The organism is Pseudomonas sp. RC4D1, from assembly GCF_018390395.1.
In the GTDB taxonomy this organism is placed as follows: domain Bacteria; phylum Pseudomonadota; class Gammaproteobacteria; order Pseudomonadales; family Pseudomonadaceae; genus Aquipseudomonas; species Aquipseudomonas danubii.
On the sequence record NZ_JAHBAW010000001.1, the window covers coordinates 1,562,264 to 1,581,214 of the forward strand.

An 18,951-nucleotide genomic window follows, 5' to 3' on the forward strand; every position below is an offset into this window, starting at 1 on the left:
AGCCTGAGGTCGAACTCACCAAAGGACTATAACAATGGCTCTCAGTAAAGAAGTGCCGGAGTTTGACATCGACGATGAAGTTCTCCTTATGGAGAGCAGCATCGATATGGATTCGATGTCGAATAATGAGGGGGCAACTCCACCTTCCGTTCGCGCCAAATCCAAAAGCTCCGCTTCACTTAAGCAACACAAGTACATTGATTACACGCGTGCCCTCGATGCAACGCAGTTGTACCTCAATGAAATCGGCTTTTCTCCATTGCTCTCTCCCGAAGAGGAAGTGCACTTTGCGCGTTTGTCGCAGAGTGGCGACCCCGCCGGGCGCAAGCGCATGATTGAAAGTAACTTGCGACTGGTGGTGAAAATTGCCCGGCGCTATGTCAATCGTGGATTGTCGCTGCTGGACCTGATCGAAGAGGGCAACCTCGGCCTGATCCGAGCAGTGGAGAAGTTCGACCCGGAACGCGGCTTCCGCTTTTCGACCTACGCCACCTGGTGGATTCGCCAGACCATCGAACGGGCGATCATGAATCAAACCCGGACCATTCGGTTGCCGATTCATGTGGTCAAAGAGCTTAACGTCTACTTGCGCGCCGCCCGTGAGTTGACGCAAAAACTCGATCATGAACCCTCTCCCGAAGAAATCGCCAACCTGCTGGAGAAGCCGGTGGCTGAAGTCAAACGCATGCTCGGTCTGAATGAGCGGGTTTCTTCGGTTGATGTCTCGCTGGGACCGGATTCGGATAAAACCCTGCTGGATACCTTGACTGACGATCGTCCAACGGATCCTTGTGAACTGTTACAGGACGATGATCTGTCGCAAAGCATCGATCAATGGCTGTCCGAATTGACTGAAAAGCAGCGTGAAGTGGTGGTCCGCCGCTTTGGCCTGCGAGGTCATGAGAGCAGCACTCTTGAAGATGTTGGCCTGGAGATTGGCCTGACCCGTGAGCGGGTTCGACAAATCCAGGTTGAAGGCCTCAAGCGCCTGCGAGAGATCCTTGAGAAGAATGGGTTGTCCAGTGAGTCTCTATTTCAGTAGCTTCTGGAACTGACTCGCAAGAGCCCCGATCTATTCGGGGCTTTTTATTGCGTGATTATTTTGACTCTGAGTTCTGGGATTCTGGTCAGGGTTGGGATTACTCTTCACTGGCGTGTAAGCAATAGATTACGTTTCCGTAAGTGTTCGGTTCTCGATTGCTTCAGACTTGCCTGAAATGGTTTAAGTGATTTTTTATATTGTTGATTTATAAGTATTTTTTAAGTCTTTCTGTTTGTGTTCGACAAGTTTTCCGGGGAATAGTGCGATTGCTCTTACCAGGGAATTCTCTAATATCAGCCCTGTGTCGACGGATAGACACAGCCATCAAGGACGATGGTCAGGACATCGCAGGAAGCGATTCATCAGGACGATGAAAAGGAACACAGGGACTAGGGAAAAATGTGGGCGGGTCATACCGCCCCTTTTTTTGCCTGTCGAAAAGTCCCGAGGACAAGAGCCCTATTCCCAGAAATGCAAAAAGGCCCGCAAGGGGCCTTTTCAGGAACGCGGGGGCAATCAGCGTTCGAGGTCTTTGATCTTGCCTTTGACGCCATCCCACTCTGCGGCATCCGGCAACGATTCTTTCTTTTCAGTGATATTCGGCCAGATCTCTGCCAGCTCGACGTTCAGCTGAATGAACTCCTGCATCTCCTCCGGGACTTCATCCTCGGAGAAAATGGCTACAGCCGGGCATTCAGGCTCGCACAGCGCGCAGTCAATGCACTCATCCGGGTGAATCACCAGGAAGTTCGGCCCTTCGTAAAAGCAGTCCACCGGACAGACTTCTACGCAGTCGGTGTACTTGCACTTGATGCAGTTGTCGGTGACGACGAAGGTCATTTCTAATTCTCTCCTCAGGCGGCGGCAGCGGAGCCCCTACATGACGGGGTCGCCAGGTTTGGGAGCGATAGTCTGCGAACCAGGCTAATAGTCCGCAGCATCCCAAACCGCGCGAGATTCTAACAGCTTGAAGGCGTTCGCGTTAGATGCGTGTCTTCAATGTATAGAGCATTTCCAGTGCCCGGCGTGGCGTCAGGTCATCCAGATCCAGTTTGGCCAGTTCCTCGAGGACAGGGTGCGGCAGGCTGGCAAACAGGTCGCTTTGCTGCGGAACCGAGGCTTTGCCTGGCGCGGGGCGTGGTGTTTCATGGGGCAGGCTGGTGGTCTCCAGGCGGCTCAAATGTTCACGGGCTCGCCCGATGACAGCGCTGGGAACCCCCGCCAGCTGGGCTACCGCCAGGCCATAGCTCTGGCTGGCAGGGCCGGGCAATACATGGTGCAGGAAGACGATGCGCTCGTTGTGTTCAGTGGCATTGAGGTGCACGTTGGCCACCAGCGGCTCGCTTTCCGGCAGTACGGTCAGTTCAAAATAGTGGGTGGCGAACAGGGTGTAGGCCCGCAGATGGGCGAGACGTTCTGCCGCAGCCCAGGCCAGGGAAAGTCCGTCGAAAGTACTGGTGCCGCGGCCCACTTCGTCCATCAGCACCAGGCTGCGTTCAGTGGCGTTGTGCAGGATGTTCGCGGTTTCACTCATTTCTACCATGAAGGTCGAGCGACCGCCGGCCAGGTCGTCGCTAGAGCCGATCCGAGTAAAGATCCGATCCACCAGGGACAGCTCGCAGCTCGCCGCCGGGACAAAACTGCCGATATGGGCCAGCAGTACGATCAGCGCAGTCTGGCGCATGTAGGTGGATTTACCGCCCATGTTAGGACCGGTGATCACCAGCATCCGGGTGTTGTCGTCCAGATTCAGGTCGTTGGCCACAAAAGGTGTGGTCAATACTTGCTCCACCACCGGGTGACGGCCCTGGGTGATGCGCATGCAAGGCTCGCTGACAAAACGCGGGCAATTGAGGTCCAGGTTCAGCGCGCGTTCGGCCAGATTGCTCAGCACGTCCAGTTCCGCCAGGGCACCGGCGGTATCCTGCAGCGGCGGCAGATGGCTGATCAGGGTTTCCAGCAGCGCATCGTAGAGCATCTTTTCCCGGGCCAGGGCGCGGCTCTTGGCCGACAGCGCCTTGTCTTCAAACTCCTTGAGTTCCGGAGTGATGAAGCGCTCGGCGCCCTTCAGGGTCTGGCGACGAATGTAATCCGCAGGTGCCTGCTCGGCCTGTTTGCTCGGCAGCTCGATGAAGTAGCCATGAATGCGGTTATAGCCGACTTTGAGGTTGGCCAGACCGGTACGGGCTTTTTCCCGGGCTTCCAGATCGATCAGGAATTGCCCGGCGTTCTCGCTCAAGGATTGCAGTTCGTCGAGCTCGGCGTCGTAGCCGGTCTTGAGCACGCCGCCGTCGCGGATCACCGCCGGCGGGTTGTCGATGATCGCTTTGGCCAGCAGCGCGGCCAGTTCCGGGTAGGTGCTGGTGGTGACTGCCAGTTGCTTGAGGTGCTCTGCCTCCAGTTCGGTCATCGCCTCTTGCAGCTCTGGCAACGCTGCCAGGGCATCACGCAGGCGAGCCAGGTCCCGAGGACGGGCATTGCGCAAGCCGATTCGCGCGAGAATCCGCTCGATATCGCCGATTTCCTTCAACTGCGGCTGCAGCCGTTCGAAACGGTAGCCGTCCAGCAGGCAGGTGATCGAGGACTGACGCGCCTGCAAGACCTTGAGATCCCGTAGCGGGCGGTTCAGCCAGCGGGTCAGCAGGCGGCTGCCCATGGCGGTCTGGCAGCGATCGACTACCGATTGCAGGGTGTTGTCGCGTCCCCCGGCCAGGTTGGTGTCCAGCTCCAGGTTGCGGCGACTGGCACCGTCCAGCACCACCGTGTCGTCCAGGCGTTCGTGCCGCAGGCTGCGCAAGTGGGGCAGGGCGGTGCGCTGGGTTTCCTTGGCGTAGCTCAACAGGCATCCGGCGGCGCCGATGGCCAGGGTCAGGGTCTCGCAACCAAAGCCCTTGAGGTCTTGGGTGGAGAATTGCTGGCAGAGGCTCTTGTGGGCCGAGTCGCGCTCGAAGTCCCAGGGGGCGCGACGTCGAACACCCCGGCGCTTTTCCGCCGGCAGGCCTTGTGGCCAGTCATCAGGGATCAGCAGCTCCACTGGATTGATGCGTTCCAGCTCCGCCAGCAAGTTCTCCCAACCCTTGATTTCCAGGACACTGAAATTGCCGCTGGTGATGTCCAGCACCGCCAGGCCGAACAAGCGCTCATCGCCCAACACGGCCGCGATCAGGTTGTCGCGGCGTTCGTCCAGCAGGGCTTCGTCGCTGACGGTGCCCGGGGTAATGATGCGCACCACCTGACGTTCCACGGGGCCTTTGCTGGTGGCCGGATCACCCACTTGCTCGCAGATGACCACCGACTCGCCGAGTTTCACCAGCTTGGCCAGGTAACCTTCGGCGGCGTGGTAGGGAATGCCACACATGGGAATTGCCTGTCCCGCCGACTGTCCGCGTGCCGTCAGGGTGATGTCCAGCAGCTTGGCGGCCTTCTTCGCGTCTTCATAGAAGATCTCGTAGAAGTCGCCCATGCGGTAGAACATCAACTGATCAGGGTGCTGGTTCTTGAGGCGCCAGTACTGCTGCATCATCGGCGTGTGAGAGGACAGATCGGAGGTATTTTTACTCATTGGTATTTAGGCGGATTCGTTGAATGGGTGAAGCAAAGGAGCGCTGGGCCCGGCTTTTTGCAGATGGCGGCAAGGTTACCATGGGCGCCCTGGCCTCGCAGACACCAAGGCACTACTGCGTTTGTCCGGTAAATGCAGCACAAATATGCAAAACAGCATTTGTCATGGGCTAAAAGTTCGAGCACTATGCGTTCTATGCAAATACGCAATGTTTCTACCGTCTTAAGAGAGCTGCTGGATCGTGATGGAATCTCCCCCACGGAGCTTCACCGTCGGACTGGTGTGCCTCAATCCACCCTCTCGCGGATTCTCAGCGGGAAGATCGTCGATCCTTCGGATAAACACATCTCGCGGATCGCTGAATACTTCCAGGTGAGCACCGACCAATTGCGCGGGCGCGTGGATATCGCGCCTGCCCGGATTGCTGCGCCCCGCGACGAGATTCATTCGGAACTCAAGGACATAAGCCTGTGGGACGACGATACCCCTGTCGATGACGACGAGGTGTCGGTTCCTTTTCTGCGTGAGGTTGAATTGGCTGCTGGATCAGGAAGATTCGTCATCGAGGAGAGCGAGCGCGCCAGCCTGCGCTTCGGCAAGCGCAGCCTGCGGCACAACGGCGTACAGTTCGATCAGGCCAAATGCGTCACGGTGCGGGGCAACAGTATGTTGCCGGTGCTGCGCGATGGTGCCACGGTCGGGGTCAATGCCGGCAAGTGTGCCATCGGCGATATCGTCGATGGCGACCTGTATGCGATCAACCACAATGGCCAACTGCGAGTGAAGCAGCTGTATCGCTTGCCCACCGGGATTCGCCTGCGCAGCTTCAACCGCGATGAGCATCCGGATGAGGACTACAGCTTCCAGGAAATCCAGGAGGAGCAGATCAGCATCCTCGGTCACGTCTTCTGGTGGGGCATGTACGCCCGCTAAGCCATCACTGTCAGACAAAGCCCGCCACTGAGCGGGCTTTTTTTCGCCCTCGAAAAATCCCCCCCGCCCTGCATCTATGCGGCTCTCATGCATTCGCGCAATTCGCATGCATAAATAAATGCGTTTACGCATTGACTGCATATGCATGAATGCATATTATCCATCTCAAGCCGTTCAACAACGGCTGCAACGACGCTCTTTAGTGGCAAAGCAAAGGCAGCGATGAACCGGCCTCGACGGTTCAGAGGGTTGGCAACTGACCCGGGTGTGCAGCGTAAAGCACCAGAAGCAGTTATCCGGCGGACAGGGTCGCGGTCGGAGGAACAATTTGAATGGGTCCGTACCGCACCAGTCGTGCCGAAAGACCAAGGTTTGCATTACTGAAAAGCCCGGGCGACCGGGCTTTTTGGAATGCCTGCCTAACGTGGGCCACCAACAGACAGGGACCCCTTGAAACATCGTTATCAGCCTTCTATCAACTGGCCATCTCGCTGGCCTCAATCCGCACGGGAGACGTGAATGACAAACGAGCAACAAGCGTTGCTGGACATGCCGATCTGGCTGGTCATCGTCCTGGCGCTGGTCGGTGGCGTTTCCGGCGAAATGTGGCGCGCCGACAAGGAGGGCGCTCGTGGCTGGTCGCTGCTGCGGCGCCTGGCGCTGCGCTCCGGAGCCTGCGTGGTCTGCGGAGTCTCGGCAATCATGCTGCTGTATGCCGCCGGCGTCTCGATCTGGACCGCCTGCGCCTTCGGCTGCCTGACCGCCATGGCCGGCGCCGACGTCGCCATCGGCCTTTATGAGCGCTGGGCGGCCAAGCGCATCGGGGTTTGCGAACCGCCCTCACGGGACTCGAACTCGGATCAGCGTTGATCCGCTCCGGCCTTTCAAAAGGTCCACTGGACTTGAGCCCGAAGGCTGGACCGCCTCGACCTAATTCTGGAACTAGACAATGAACGAACTGACCCAGCTAAAAGACGCCATCACGTCCACGATCAAGCTGGCGATGCCCCATCTGCAGACGGTTGAGGCATTCCCCAAGGCGTTTGAAGGCGCCACTGAGCCGGCGCTCTACTTTGCCGTCACCGGCCTGGACCAGGCAGCCGACCCGGGTGACGGTCGCTGCTGCATGCGGGCCACTTTGGAGGCCCGGGTACGGGTTGACCCCGAGCTTGCACAGGCACCTTTGCAGGCGGCCATTCTGGCGGCTCAGTTAATCGAGCTGCTGCGTTGTCAGCAGTGGGATCTGGACTTTGTCGAAGGCGCGACGGCCGTGTGGGCCAAGCCTGTTGGTACGGCTGCAGAGTCGGTTTACCGGGCCGAGTGGATCGTGCAGTGGCAGCAGCTTATCTACCTGGGTCAGGAGCAATGGCCCTGGCCGAATCAACCACCGGGCACGCTGGTGTTGGGTTTCAGTCCCGACACTGGCTCCGGTCATGAGGGCGGCTACCAGTCGCCGGAGCACATGGCGTGAGTTACGTGTCTGCAACCCACGACCGCATGATTGCCGGCCTGATCCTGCCTTGCAGCGTGGTCGGCGTGGATCTGGCTGCTGGCCTGGTGCGGGTATCCGATGGCGCCGGCTGGACCAGCGCCTGGGTGCGCTGGCACAGCCAGGCCGCCGGCAAGGCCCGGCACTGGCGGGCGCCGAGCCTGGGGGAGCAGGGCGTGCTGATCAGCCCCAGCGGCGAGCCGGCCCAGGGCACCTTCGTTCCCGGCCTGTATGGCAACGCCGGTCCCCAGCCGGACAACCGTGACCACGTCGAGGTCTGGCGTTTCGAGGATGGCGGCTCGCTGGTCTATGACTGGCAGGCCAAGAGTTACAGCATCAGCCTGCCCAGCGGCACGGTGACCATTCAGGTCGGCGGCAGCTCGGCGGTGGTGACCGACAGCGCCCTGACCGGCAAGGCCGACAGCATCACCCTGACCGGAGCGATCACCTTGAATGGCGATGTGCACATCAACGGCGGGAGCTTGAAGCACAACGGGGTCAACGTCGGCTCGACCCATACCCATCTGGGTGTGATGCCGGGGCCCGGTTCAACTGCAACGCCGCAGTGACCCACGCGGGTCGTGGGCCTCACGACTCAGCGCTCACGTCTCATCTATCACCGAACACCCCATCAACCCGCCCCGAGCGGTTTTTTTGTACCCGGAGATACCTATGGCCACCCCTAAGAAAACTCCCGGTCGCCCTGTGGGCGCCGGCACTGTGGTGTTTCGCGACACCCTTTACACCTCGCGCAATTTGATCCTGCCGGATGGCCGCCAGTTGCGGGTTGCCCACGGACAGGTGTCGGTAAAGGCCGGCGACCTTGTCGCCCTGGACTACCTGAACGCCCACCCGGATCTGCAAGCGCAGGAGTGACACGATGATCGGAATGGATCGCCGTACCGGCCTGTCGCTGTCCGGCATCGAGCATGTGCGGCAGTCCATCGAGGACATTCTGACCACGCCGCTGGGCAGTCGGCGGATGCGCCCGGAGTACGGCAGCAACCTGCGCCGCTACGTCGACTTGCCGGTAACCGGCGGGTGGAAAAGTGCGGTGCAGGCCGAAGTGGCCCGAGCGCTGTTGCGCTGGGAGCCCCGGCTGAAGCTGGAACGGGTAAGAGTGGTTGCGGTGGTGGGTGGTCAGATCAGTTTTCAACTGACCGGCCAGTACCTGGGTGATAGCGCGGTTTTGGAGGTGACGGCATGAGTACGTTGGACTTGTCGGCGCTGCCGGCGCCGCAGGTGCTTGAGGCCCTGGATTTTGAGGCCTTGTACCAAGGCAAGCTGGCCACCTTTCGCCGGCATATGGGCGATAACTGGACGGCCAACCTGGAAAGCGACCCGGTGAGCAAACTGCTGGAGCTATCGGCCTACGGCGATATGCAATTGCGGGCCCGGGTCAACGATGCCGCCAAGGCGCTGCTGCTGGCCCATGCCAAGGGCACGGACCTGGATCACCTGGCGGCCAACGTCAAACTGCAGCGCCTGGTGATCCTGCAGGGTGACCCGCAGGCAGTGCCGCCGGTGGAGGAGGTCAAGGAAGCCGACGACGCTCTGCGCGAGCGCGTGCAGTTGGCCTATGAAGGACTGACCACGGCCGGCCCGCGCAACAGCTACATCCTGCATGCCCGTAACGCTTCTGCGCTGGTAGCAGACGCCGAGGCCGAAAGCCCGGCACCGGCCCGGGTGACGGTCACGGTGCTGAGCCTGGAGGGAAATGGCGCGGCCAGTCCTGACTTGCTGGCGACCGTTGCCGCAGCCCTCAACGATGAAGACGTGCGACCGCTCGGCGACCGGGTCACGGTCCAGAGTGCCCAGGTCTTGCCGTATCGCATCGACGCGGTGCTGCACATGAAGGGCTCCGGCCCGGAAGGTGATGCTGCCCTGGCAGAAGCCGAGCGCAAGCTGGCTGCCTGGGTCAACCCACGCCGGCGCCTGGGCATCGAGGTGGCCCGTTCGGCCATTGATGCGCAGTTGCATGTGGCCGGCGTGGCTCGGGTCGATCTGGCGGGTTGGCAAGACATCACCCCGACCAAGGCTCAAGCGGCGTATTGCACCGGTTACAGCGTCACGCTGGGGAGCTGAGATGACCAGCCTATTGCCGATCAATAGCACGCCGCTGGAGCGCGCCCTTGAGGCGGCCAGCGCGGGCGATACCGCCATCATGCTGCGCACCCTGTACAACCCGTCCACCTGCCCGGTGCATCTGCTACCGCAGTTGGCCTGGGCCTGGTCGGTGGATCGCTGGGACCCGCGCTGGTCCGAGACGGTCAAGCGCAACGCCATTCGTGCCTCGTACTTCATCCACGCTCGCAAAGGCACCATCGGTGCACTGCGCCGGGTGGTGGAACCGCTGGGCTACCTGATCGAAGTGGTCGAATGGTGGCAGACGGTCCCTGAAGGCGAACCGGCCACCTTTGCCCTGAAAGTCGGCGTTCTGGACACCGGTATCACTGAGGAAATGTACCAGGAGCTGACCCGGCTGATCGACGACGCCAGGCCTGTCAGCCGGCACATGACTGGCCTGGCCATCAGCCTGGAAAGCTCCGGAGTGATTGGTCTTGGCGCCTATGAATATCAGGGCGAAGACATCGACGTTTACCCCCCGACACCCCGCGATATCGAAGTGACCGGCCGTTATGGCCAGGTCATGTGTATTGATGAAACAGACACCCTGGATGTGTACTCATGATTGATTCCAACAGTCAGTTCTTTGCCATTCTCACGGCGGTGGGCGAGGCGAAACAGGCCAACGCCACGGCCCTGGGCACGCCCTGGACCTTCAAGGAAATGGCGGTCGGCGATGCCAACGGCACCGACCCCATCCCAAACCGGGCTCAGACCAAGCTGATCAACGAATGGCGTCGCGCCCCGGTCAACCAGGTGCGCACCGACCCGGCCAACCCCAACATCATCATCACCGAACAAGTGATCCCGCCTGATGTTGGCGGTCGCTGGATTCGTGAGATCGGCCTGTTCGATGCCGACGGTGACCTGGTGGCGGTAGCCAACTGCGCCCCAAGCTTCAAGCCCCTGCTGGCCCAAGGCACCGGCAAGACCCAAGTCATCCGCATGAACTTCATCGTCGCCAACACCGCGCAGATCGTGTTGAAGATTGATCCGGCGGTGGTGCTTGCTACCCGCCAGTATGTGGACGACTCCCTGGCTGCTGCACTTCCGGCGGATAAGGTGGCTGGTACTTATCGGCAAGTCACGATCGATAAACGAGGCCTAGTTGTTAGTGGTATCAACCCCACAACTCTGTCTGGTTATGGGATTGCTGATGGGGCAACAAAGGCAGAGCTGACTAGCGCAGTCAGCAAGCTCCTTCCCATAACGGGTGGACGGTTGAATGGCTCAATATTACTGTCGAGTGAAGGTAGCGACTCTCCGGAGTTCGGTTGGGTGACGCCCAGCAGCGAAGCCCGCATGGATCTTCTGAATGACAATGTGAGGATTTTTGCAAATTATGGCGGGGAAACAATAACGCCGCTTCTTCTGAGCCTTGCCAACAAGTCCGCAACCGTCTTTGGCAACTTGCTATGGGACGCCGCCAATTTTGACCCGACACGCAAAGCAGACAAGGCGACCACCCTTGCGGGATACGGCATCACCGATGCATTGCCGGCCAACCGTTTTATCTACTCTCCAAATGCCCCTAAACCAACTGACGGTTCGGTTGGTACGCTTTGGCTGCAATACGAGGAACCATAATGAACTTCCACGTAAAGCTGGATGGAGGTTACCGACCTGGTGTTATGCCTTATGTAAAGCTTGCAGATGGCTGGCGAGAAGGGGCAGAGCTGTTCATCAAAACCGAAAGTGGGTGGCGCACGGTCTGGCGTCGAACCGTTGTGTTTATCAACACAGTAGAACGAGCAGGTGCGAGCATTTTTGACCTCATGGGCAAGCCGACCAAGGCGCGACGTTATCTCTTTATCAACCGGGCAATGATTTACGGCGGTGGTACGGGGTTTTCATTGAGAACGGGAGTCTTTCCACCAGGCTCCACGCTAAAAATCGTCAATGAACACTACATCCGTGGTGCGGGTGGCGCGGGGGCTTATCCCGCTCGGCCCTTGCCAGGCGCCACAGCTGTTGTTCTTGATTTTCCTGCAACGCTCGATAACCGCAATGGCTACATTTTCGGTGGCGGAGGTGGCGGCGGGGATGCCTACTGGCCCAACGTACTGCATACCGGAGGTGGCGGTGGCGCGGGACGTCCTGGCGGCGCAGGTGGCGGAATGTATCAAGTTTCTACTTACGGCTATGGCTACCCAGCGGCAGGCAGTTTGGATGCTGGTGGCGCTGGGGGCTGGTATACAGCCGGATGGAACGGTGGCGCAGGCGGCGCTCCTGGTAGCCCCGGTGCAGCGTCGACCAATGCACCTGGTGCTGGTGGCTATTCGATTGAGAAAAATGGCAACAACTTGATCTTTGAAGGGGGCAACAGCCCTGATCGAGTAAAGGGGAATATCTTGTGAGTGGATTTAAAGTTCTCTCTGTGTCGGCTACCGCTGGCACCATGCTTGTCGACTGGGGAAATGTGACGTTAAACCACTACATCCCCCAAGAAATCTTAACTAACCCTGACATCGACTCGGTGGCATTGGCAAAAGTCATCGAAGGTATGCGGCCGGCACCAGCTGTCACGTTGCCGCTGCCTGATGCGCTCCACGCTATGGTTGAACCTTTCAACCAGGGGGAGGATGAACGAATCTGGCGAGCTGCCGAGTTGGCGGCCGTTACATGGCTGCGCGACCGCCATCGAGATCAGCTTGAAATCAAAGTGCCTACTGCCCTTTCGGACAATCAGTACAACGAGCTGCTTGTGTACATGCAATCCCTACGCGACTGGCCGCAATCCCCGGACTTTCCACAGATTGAACATCGTCCGGTGGCGCCGCCCTGGATCGCCGAGCAAACCCAGTAAACGCCCCGCACCGCCGGGGCGTTTTCTTTCCCGCTTTCCCTTAACTCAACATCCCTTACAGCCCCCTTCATCCGGGGCTTTTTCATGTCTGGAGTTTATCCATGAGTGGTTTTTTCCACGGCGTTACCGTTACTAACGTCGACACCGGCACGCGCACTATTTCGCTGCCGTCGTCTTCGATCATCGGCCTGGTGGACACCTTCACCGAAGGCCCGACCGCCGCTGCCAAGGTCAATGACCTGCTGCTGATCACCAACGAGCGTGAGGCCATTGCCGCCTGGGGCCCGGATGCGGCCATCACCAAGGCCTGTCAGGCCATCTATCAGCGGGCCAAGGCGGTGATCGTCGCTTGTGGCGTGGCCAAGATGACCGACGCGGCCGAGCAGACTTCGGCGATCATCGGCGGGGTGCTGGCCGACGGTAAGCGTACCGGTCTGCAGGCGCTGCTGGACGGCAAGAGCCGTTTCAACGCCCAGCCACGTCTGCTGGTCACCCCCAAGCACAGCTCGACCCTGGCCATCGGCACCGCCCTGGTGGCCCTGGCCGACAAGCTGCGTGGCCTGGCCATTCTCGATGGTCCCAATACCACCGACGAAGCGGCCATGGCCTACGCCAAGAACTTCGGCGCCAAGCGCGCCTATATGGTCGATCCGGGTGTGCAGCACTGGGACAACGGCGCCAATGCCACCGTCGATGCGCCGGCCTCGGCCTGGGTTGCCGGTCTGTTCGCCTGGACCGACAACGAGTACGGCTTCTGGGCCTCGCCGTCGAACAAGGAGTTCGTCGGCATCACCGGCACCAAGCGGCCGATCGAGTTCCTCGACGGCGATGAAACCTGCCGCGCCAATCTGCTGAACAACGCCAACATCACCACCATCATTCGGGATGCGGGCTTCCGCCTGTGGGGCAACCGCACGCTGTCCAGCGATCCGAAATGGGCCTTCGTCACCCGGGTGCGGACCATGGACATCGTCATGGACGCCATCCTCTTCGGCCACAAATGGGCCGTGGACCGCTCGATCACCGCGACCTACGTCAAGGACGTCACCGAGGGCCTGCAAGCGTTCATGCGTGATCTGAAGAACCAGGGCGCGATCATCAATTTCGAGGTCTACGCCGACACCGAGCTCAACACCGCCAGCCAGCTGGAGCAGGGCAAGGTGTACTGGAACATCCGCTTCACCGACGTACCGCCCGCCGAAAACCCCAACTTCCGGGTCGAGGTCACCAATCAGTGGTTGACCGAAGTCCTCGACCAAGCCGCTTAAGGAGCCGCAGCAATGGCAATGATTCCCGAAACCCTGGCGAACATGAACCTGTTCGTCGATGGCATCAGCTTTCAAGGCGACGTGCCGAGCCTGACCCTGCCCAAGTTGACCCTCAAGACCGAGGAACACCGCGTCGGTGGCATGGATGTGCCGGTGGAACTGGACATGGGCATGGAGAAACAAGAGGCCGGCTTCACCACCACCGGCGTGCGCCGCGAGTCGCTGAAGATGTTCGGCCTGGCCGATGGCAGCGGCTTCAACGGTGTGTTCCGTGGCGCCTTCAAGGGCCTCAAGGGCAAGGTCACCCCGGTGATCGTCACCCTGCGCGGCCTGCTCAAAGAGGTCGACATGGGCGACTGGAAGTCCGGCGACAAGGCCGAGATCAAGCACAACGTGGCCCTGACCTACTACAAGCTGGAAGTCGACGGTCGCCTGATCTACGAGATTGATGCGCTGGGCATGAAGCGTGTGATCAACGGCGTCGACCAGCTCGCCGCTCAACGTTCGGCCCTGGGCCTGTAAGGAAGACACCTCATGTCTCAAGCAATCGACAAGACCCCGGCCTGGATGACCCTGAGCAGCGACAGCGTGGTGGTGGCGCTGAGCAAGCCGGTGGAGATGAACGGTGTGGTCTGCGACCGGCTCACCCTGCGAGCGCCGACGGTGCGTGATGTGCGCGCCGCCAGTGCGGCCGGCGTTGGTGACGATGAACAGCGCGAGCTGATGCTGTTTGCCAGCCTCGCGCAAATCAGTACCAAGGACCTGGAGAGCATGGCACTCAAGGACTATCAACGCCTGCAGGCCGGCTATTTTCGCCTGGTGCAAGACGACGAGCTTTGATCCGGGGGTGATGAAGGTGGCGGCGAAACGGCTCGCTCGCGAGCTGCATTTCGCCGCTGAGGAAATCATGACCATGAGGTTTTCCGAGATGGTCTGGTGGCTCACGGATTGAGCCCGTCACCCAAGGATCAGGAGAAGCACATGGCGAACAAACTGGTATCGGGGCTGGTGGTAGTGGGTACTGCCCTCAGTTCGACGTGGGACGCCGCCTTCAAGACGGTGGAAGACCGGATCAAGCAGCTGGAGCGGCAGGGCGGCAAGGCCAGGGTGCTGGAAAAGACCATCGGCCAGACCCTGCGCCTGCAGGATGAATGGAAAAAGGCCCATGACACCGGCGCCGCTTCCGCGGCCGGGCTGTTGCGCCGGTTGGAGGAGAGCCGGGATGGGCTGCGCCGGCAGGGGATTCAGGTGCACAAGCTGCGCCAGGAATATCAAGCGCTGGGCAATGTAGCGCGGGGCTCGGCGCTTCAGGCCCGAGGACTGCAGCAGGTTGCCCAGGGCAAGGCCGACTTCAAGGCGGCTTATGACTGGGCAAAGTTTGGCGTCGATAAGCTCCGCGCCCCGGTCAAGATCAGTGCTGATTATCAAGCGCTGATCCGCGACATGGCGATTAAGGCCAATGTGGTCAACCAGCCTCAGGAAGCGCAGCTGAGCCGCACGGTGATTCAGACCTCCCGTGACACGGGCATGGCCCGTAACGATGTGGCGGCTCTGGTGAGCCAGATGATGGCCAGCGGCATGTCGCTGGACAAGGCGCAAGGCTACACAGGGCTGGCCGCCAAGTTTGCAGTGGGGCAGGGCGCGAGTGTCGACGACACCGCGAAGCTGATGCGGGCCCTGGAGCTGAAGGCCGGGATCAGCGATCCCAAGGTTATGGAGCAGGCTCTTGAGGCCATCGCCCTGCAGGGGCAGGCCGGCAATTTCGAGGCGGCCGACATGGCGCGCTTGCTCCCGGCGCTGCTCAAGAGCGCGAGCGCGGAAGGACTCACCGGCATGGAGGCGGTGAGTCAGTTGGGGTCCATGCTGCAAGTGCAGATGAACACTGCGGGCAGTGCTGATCAGGCCGCTGGCCAATTGCAGAACTGGATCGAGAAAATCGGCTCCAGTGAGGCGGTCAAGGCTTATGAAGACGCCGGCATTGATTATCAGGCTTCGCTGAATACCGGTATCCAGAAGGGCATGTCGAGCCTGGAGGCGAGCTTTGCCCTGGCCATGCGCTACGTCAGGGCCATCGACCCGGCCAAGGCGGCGAAGATGGCCGAGGCCCAGGCGAAGATCAGCCAGGAAACAGACCCGGCCAAGGCCAAGGCCATGCTTGAGGCTTTGGAAGAGTCCCTGCGTACCGGTGACCTGTTTACCGATATGCAGATCAAGGCGGCCTTGCTGGCCCAGACCCAGGGCCGGCAGCAGTATGAGCAAGTGAAGAAGGACTCGTTGAGCGCCTCTGGCGTTCTCGCCAGGAACCTCGCGGAGCGTCGAGAAGCCTCCAAGCAGTTGTGGGCTGAAGCAGGTCAAGCCATCGATGAAGGCCAGCGGGTCGTGGGGCAGGCCCTGCAACCGGTGACGGATCTGGTGGCCAAAAGCATCACCGTGGTGGTCGGCAAGCTGAGCGAATTGGCAGAGCAGAACCCATCGTTGGTGCAGGGTGTGGTTGCCCTGGGCGCTGCTTATGTCGCGGTGAAAAAGCTCATGGCCGTCTACACCATGGGCAAGGGCCTGATCAATGTCTTGCGTGGTGGGTTGAAGGTTGACCCCAACGTTGTCCAGCGCGTGTTTGTCACCAATGCGCTGGGAATGGGCGCGGGTGATTTCGACGTGGACGGTGGTAGGAACAAGAAGGGCAACAAAGGCGGCAATGGCCCCGGTGGCGCAAGACCCAAGCGTGGCGTGCTCGGTCGCATTGTCCAGACACTGAAAAATGTATTCAGCCCTGGCAATTTGAGTCGCCTTGCCAATGCTGGGATGAGAGTCGCCCAGGTTGTCGGAAGCGGCTTGAAGTCTCTGTGGAGTAACGGCAAGAAGTTATTCAAGCGGGGTGGTGCCCTGTCGATACTGGATGCCGGTCTGCAGATCGCAGACACCTATCAGAATGCCAAGACCCGCGATGAGAAGGCCGAAGGCTATGGCGGTGCGCTCGGAGGTTTAGCAGGCACATTGGCCGGGGCCAAAGCGGGGGTTGTTGCCGGGGCTGCCATTGGCTCTGTCGTGCCAGGCCTTGGAACAGCCATTGGCGGCGCCATAGGTTCCGTCATCGGTGGCGCTCTTGGTTACTGGGGCGGTGGAGCCTTGGGCTCCTATGCTGGCAAGGCGATGTTCGGCTCCGACGACTCGCTCAAGAGAATGCCCGCAGCCGGTCCGCTGATGATGCGCAACGCCGGGCAGAACATCCCGCCGGTAATGGGCGATATCGCCAAGTCCTTCCAGCCGGGGCAGACACCTCCGCTGATGGGGCAGGCCGTGCGTTCGATGGCCAGCCCGTCGCCGTCGGCATCGACCTCTTCGCTGCTCAAACCGGCGGAGCCGTTCACATCGGCGACGCCACCTTCGATCGAACAGCAGTTCAGCTTCGCGCCTTATCTGTCGATTTCGGTGCAGGGCGATGTCAGAGATCCGGCGCTATTGGCCCGGGAGCTGGAACCCTATCTGCGCTTTCAGTTCGACGAATACAGCCGTCAGGCGGCGGGTCGTCAGTTGTTCGACGCGGCACACGTTTAAGGAGGCGGCATGGCCTATATGGAACAGCTGCAATCGGGGCTCACGTCCCTGGTGGCGGCAGCGGAGGCGGGGCGGCGCAGCGCCGATGAAATGCTGGGGCCCATGAACGGCGCAATCAGCGACATCACTGGCGCCGCCTCGGAGCTGGAAAATCTGCCCTGGGTCGGCCCGGTGCTGGGCGCCAAGCTGCAACGCACGATGCGCAGCATCGGCGCGGCGCAGTCGGCGGTGGGTGAAGTCGCGGCCAAGTACAGCCAGGCCGTGACCGTGGCGGGGCAGATGCAGCAGCGTCTTGGCGCCTTGCAGGAGCAGGTGGCCAAGGCCGGCGCGGCGATCAACCGCATCGGCGGGCAGATCAGCCCGGCCCTGGGCAATATCTTCCCTTCCGGCGCGCTGGCGCCTCAGGACACCCCGGCGGCGGAGGCGGTGAAACCCTTCCCGCACCTGCTGATTCTGCAGCCCCTGGGGACCGCGGCCGAGCCGTTCTACTTCAACCTCGATACCGCGGCCTTCGATGAGTTGCGCCGGCAAACCGGCTTTCGCTGGGCGGCCCAGGAGCGCCTGAGCCGCAGCATCGCGCAGCAGGCGGTGGGGCAGGGCGACGACAAGATCTCCCTCAAGGGCGCGATCTTTCCCGGGTTCAAGGGCGGGCTGGGGCAGTTGCAGGCGTTGCGCAGCATTGGCCGGCGCTTGCAGCCCCTGAGCCTGACCACGGGTTACGGCGAAGTGCTGGGCACCTGGTGCCTCACCAGCATCGACGAGGAACAGAGCCACCTGCTGGCGGGCGGCATTCCCCGCAAACAAGGGTTTTCACTGGAGTTTGTGAGCTATGGCAACGACCTGCAGAACCTCTGACGGTGATCTGCTCGACACCCTGTGTCATCGCTACTACGGGCACCTCAATGGCAGCGTCGAGGCGGTGCTGGACGCCAACCAGGGCCTGGCCGATGAGCCACAACCCTTTCGGGCCGGGGTACTGATCCTGCTACCGGAGCTGCCGATTCGCACAGAGGCGATGGTTCAGCTATGGGACTGACCTTGCCTCCACTCAACAGACCCCGCTGCGTGCGGGGTCTTCATTTTCTGGAGCACAGGCCATGACCCCGGTCTTTCGTATCCTCGCCGATGGCCGCGACATCACCGCGCAGATCAATGACCGGCTGCTGACCCTGCGCACCCTGGACAAACCGGGAATGGAAGCGGACGAGTTCGAACTGCGCATCGATGACCGTGACGGTGCGGTCGCCTTGCCCCGTCGTGGCGCCGCCATCGAAGTGTTCCTCGGCTATGCCGGGCAGGCATTGACTCGCCTGGGGCGCTACACGGTGGATGAAGTGGTGGTCAACGGGCCGCCGGATTCCATCGAGATCCGCGGCAAGGCCAGCGACATGCGCGGCAGTGGCAAGACCACCCGCAGCGGCAGCTGGGAGAACGTGGCACTGGCGCAGATAGTCCGCGATCTGGCAGCCCGCAACGGCTGGCAGGCGGTCTGTCCGGTGGCGACCAAGGTGCCGCGGATCGACCAGCTCAACGAGTCCGACTTCAACTTCATCACCCGCCTGGCCCGGCAGTACGACTGCACCGCCAAGGTGGCCGAAGGCAGGTTACTGGTGCTGCCCCGTCAGTCCGGATTGAGTGCCAGCGGCAAGGCCCTGGGCGTTGTCAGCCTCAGCCGCCGCGACGTCAGCCGCTATCAGTTCCGCCTCAGTGACAGCAGCACCCACAAGGCGGTGCAGACCAAGCATCAGGACCCGAAGAGCGGCACGCTCAAGGTCATCGACCTGGGCAACAGCGACTCACCGGCCAGCGTGCCGGCGGTGCACACCGATCGGCACCTGTACCCCAACAAGTCCGCCGCCGAGCAAGCGGCCAAGGCCCGCTTGGCAGCCTTCAACCGCAGCAGCGCCAGCCTGCGCCTGGAAATGCCCGGGCGCACCGATCTGTTTGCCGAGCGCCTGATCAATGCCCAGGGCTTCAAGGCCGGCCTGGACGGCGAGTACCTGGTGGACTCGGTGGAGCAACTGTTCAACCCGTCGGGGTGGAGCACCACGGTCGAATGTAACGGCGGCAAACAAGGCAAGGCCAAAGCCAAGGCCAAGAAAATCCCCGCCAAAAAACCACTCAGGGTGGTGCAGCTTTAACCCTTCAATGGCGCCGCGAGCATCCTTG

The 18,951-nt window shown here is 60.9% G+C and carries 21 protein-coding genes; 19 read left to right on the plus strand and 2 right to left on the minus strand.

From position 1 onward, the window contains the following. The first annotated feature begins 34 nt into the window (after positions 1-34). Positions 35-1,042: an RNA polymerase sigma factor RpoS gene (rpoS, locus tag KHO49_RS07050; protein WP_016964675.1), complete on the plus strand. Its 1,008-nt coding sequence runs from the start codon at positions 35-37 to the stop codon at positions 1,040-1,042. A 516-nt stretch (positions 1,043-1,558) separates the two neighbouring features. On the opposite strand, the gene fdxA is transcribed toward rpoS, so the two are convergent. Together fdxA and mutS are read right to left on the minus strand one after the other, a co-directional pair. Next, a complete protein-coding gene (gene fdxA, locus KHO49_RS07055) occupies positions 1,559-1,882 on the minus strand; it encodes a ferredoxin FdxA (protein WP_102861392.1) in 324 nt (107 codons plus the stop codon). Between the two features lie 142 nt (positions 1,883-2,024). Then, entirely contained in the window at positions 2,025-4,604 is a 2,580-nt protein-coding gene (mutS, locus tag KHO49_RS07060) for a DNA mismatch repair protein MutS (RefSeq protein ID WP_102861393.1), read from the minus strand. Positions 4,605-4,790: 186 nt separating this feature from the next. On the opposite strand from mutS, the gene KHO49_RS07065 reads away from it, so the two are divergent. From KHO49_RS07065 to KHO49_RS07150, 18 genes are all read left to right on the plus strand, one after another. Then, positions 4,791-5,537, plus strand: a complete 747-nt coding sequence (locus KHO49_RS07065; protein WP_213664810.1) for a LexA family transcriptional regulator — start codon at positions 4,791-4,793, stop codon at positions 5,535-5,537. 519 nt (positions 5,538-6,056) lie between these two features. Next, positions 6,057-6,407, plus strand: a complete 351-nt coding sequence (locus KHO49_RS07070; protein ID WP_102861395.1) for a phage holin family protein — start codon at positions 6,057-6,059, stop codon at positions 6,405-6,407. A 79-nt stretch (positions 6,408-6,486) separates the two neighbouring features. Then, positions 6,487-7,008: a hypothetical protein gene (locus tag KHO49_RS07075; protein WP_170001071.1), complete on the plus strand. Its 522-nt coding sequence runs from the start codon at positions 6,487-6,489 to the stop codon at positions 7,006-7,008. Continuing rightward, positions 7,005-7,595: a phage baseplate assembly protein V gene (locus tag KHO49_RS07080; protein WP_170001070.1), complete on the plus strand. Its 591-nt coding sequence runs from the start codon at positions 7,005-7,007 to the stop codon at positions 7,593-7,595. Before KHO49_RS07075 ends, KHO49_RS07080 begins: the two co-directional genes overlap by 4 nt. Positions 7,596-7,698: 103 nt before the next feature. After that, positions 7,699-7,902, plus strand: a complete 204-nt coding sequence (locus tag KHO49_RS07085; RefSeq protein WP_213664811.1) for a hypothetical protein — start codon at positions 7,699-7,701, stop codon at positions 7,900-7,902. Positions 7,903-7,906: 4 nt separating this feature from the next. Beyond that, positions 7,907-8,233: a GPW/gp25 family protein gene (locus tag KHO49_RS07090; RefSeq protein WP_102861399.1), complete on the plus strand. Its 327-nt coding sequence runs from the start codon at positions 7,907-7,909 to the stop codon at positions 8,231-8,233. Further along, positions 8,230-9,111 (plus strand): baseplate assembly protein, encoded by an 882-nt coding sequence (locus KHO49_RS07095; protein ID WP_102861400.1) that lies wholly within the window; start codon positions 8,230-8,232, stop codon positions 9,109-9,111. The genes KHO49_RS07090 and KHO49_RS07095 overlap by 4 nt, the downstream gene beginning before the upstream one ends. A gap of 1 nt (position 9,112) precedes the next feature. Next, positions 9,113-9,718: a phage tail protein I gene (locus tag KHO49_RS07100; RefSeq protein WP_102878569.1), complete on the plus strand. Its 606-nt coding sequence runs from the start codon at positions 9,113-9,115 to the stop codon at positions 9,716-9,718. Then, positions 9,715-10,740, plus strand: coding sequence for a phage tail protein (locus KHO49_RS07105; RefSeq protein WP_102878570.1), 1,026 nt, complete (start codon positions 9,715-9,717; stop codon positions 10,738-10,740). The genes KHO49_RS07100 and KHO49_RS07105 overlap by 4 nt, the downstream gene beginning before the upstream one ends. Next, entirely contained in the window at positions 10,740-11,510 is a 771-nt protein-coding gene (locus KHO49_RS07110; RefSeq protein ID WP_146036617.1) for a hypothetical protein, read from the plus strand. Before KHO49_RS07105 ends, KHO49_RS07110 begins: the two co-directional genes overlap by 1 nt. Next, positions 11,507-11,959, plus strand: a complete 453-nt coding sequence (locus KHO49_RS07115) for a phage tail assembly chaperone (protein WP_258010200.1) — start codon at positions 11,507-11,509, stop codon at positions 11,957-11,959. The genes KHO49_RS07110 and KHO49_RS07115 overlap by 4 nt, the downstream gene beginning before the upstream one ends. 101 nt (positions 11,960-12,060) lie before the next feature. Next, entirely contained in the window at positions 12,061-13,227 is a 1,167-nt protein-coding gene (locus KHO49_RS07120; protein ID WP_102878571.1) for a phage tail sheath subtilisin-like domain-containing protein, read from the plus strand. A gap of 12 nt (positions 13,228-13,239) precedes the next feature. Then, positions 13,240-13,749, plus strand: a complete 510-nt coding sequence (locus KHO49_RS07125) for a phage major tail tube protein (RefSeq protein WP_016965333.1) — start codon at positions 13,240-13,242, stop codon at positions 13,747-13,749. A gap of 12 nt (positions 13,750-13,761) precedes the next feature. Continuing rightward, the gene (locus KHO49_RS07130; RefSeq protein WP_110596493.1) at positions 13,762-14,067 is read left to right on the plus strand and encodes a phage tail assembly protein; all 306 of its coding nucleotides are present in this window, start codon (positions 13,762-13,764) and stop codon (positions 14,065-14,067) included. A 141-nt stretch (positions 14,068-14,208) separates the two neighbouring features. After that, on the plus strand, positions 14,209-16,782 hold the full coding sequence (locus KHO49_RS07135; protein ID WP_213664812.1) for a phage tail tape measure protein: 2,574 nt from the start codon (positions 14,209-14,211) through the stop codon (positions 16,780-16,782). A gap of 9 nt (positions 16,783-16,791) precedes the next feature. Continuing rightward, positions 16,792-17,637: a phage tail protein gene (locus KHO49_RS07140; protein ID WP_170001067.1), complete on the plus strand. Its 846-nt coding sequence runs from the start codon at positions 16,792-16,794 to the stop codon at positions 17,635-17,637. Then, entirely contained in the window at positions 17,612-17,818 is a 207-nt protein-coding gene (locus KHO49_RS07145) for a tail protein X (protein ID WP_047302087.1), read from the plus strand. The genes KHO49_RS07140 and KHO49_RS07145 overlap by 26 nt, the downstream gene beginning before the upstream one ends. Before the next feature lie 61 nt (positions 17,819-17,879). Next, positions 17,880-18,923: a phage late control D family protein gene (locus KHO49_RS07150; protein ID WP_213664813.1), complete on the plus strand. Its 1,044-nt coding sequence runs from the start codon at positions 17,880-17,882 to the stop codon at positions 18,921-18,923. The last annotated feature ends 28 nt before the right edge of the window (positions 18,924-18,951 follow it).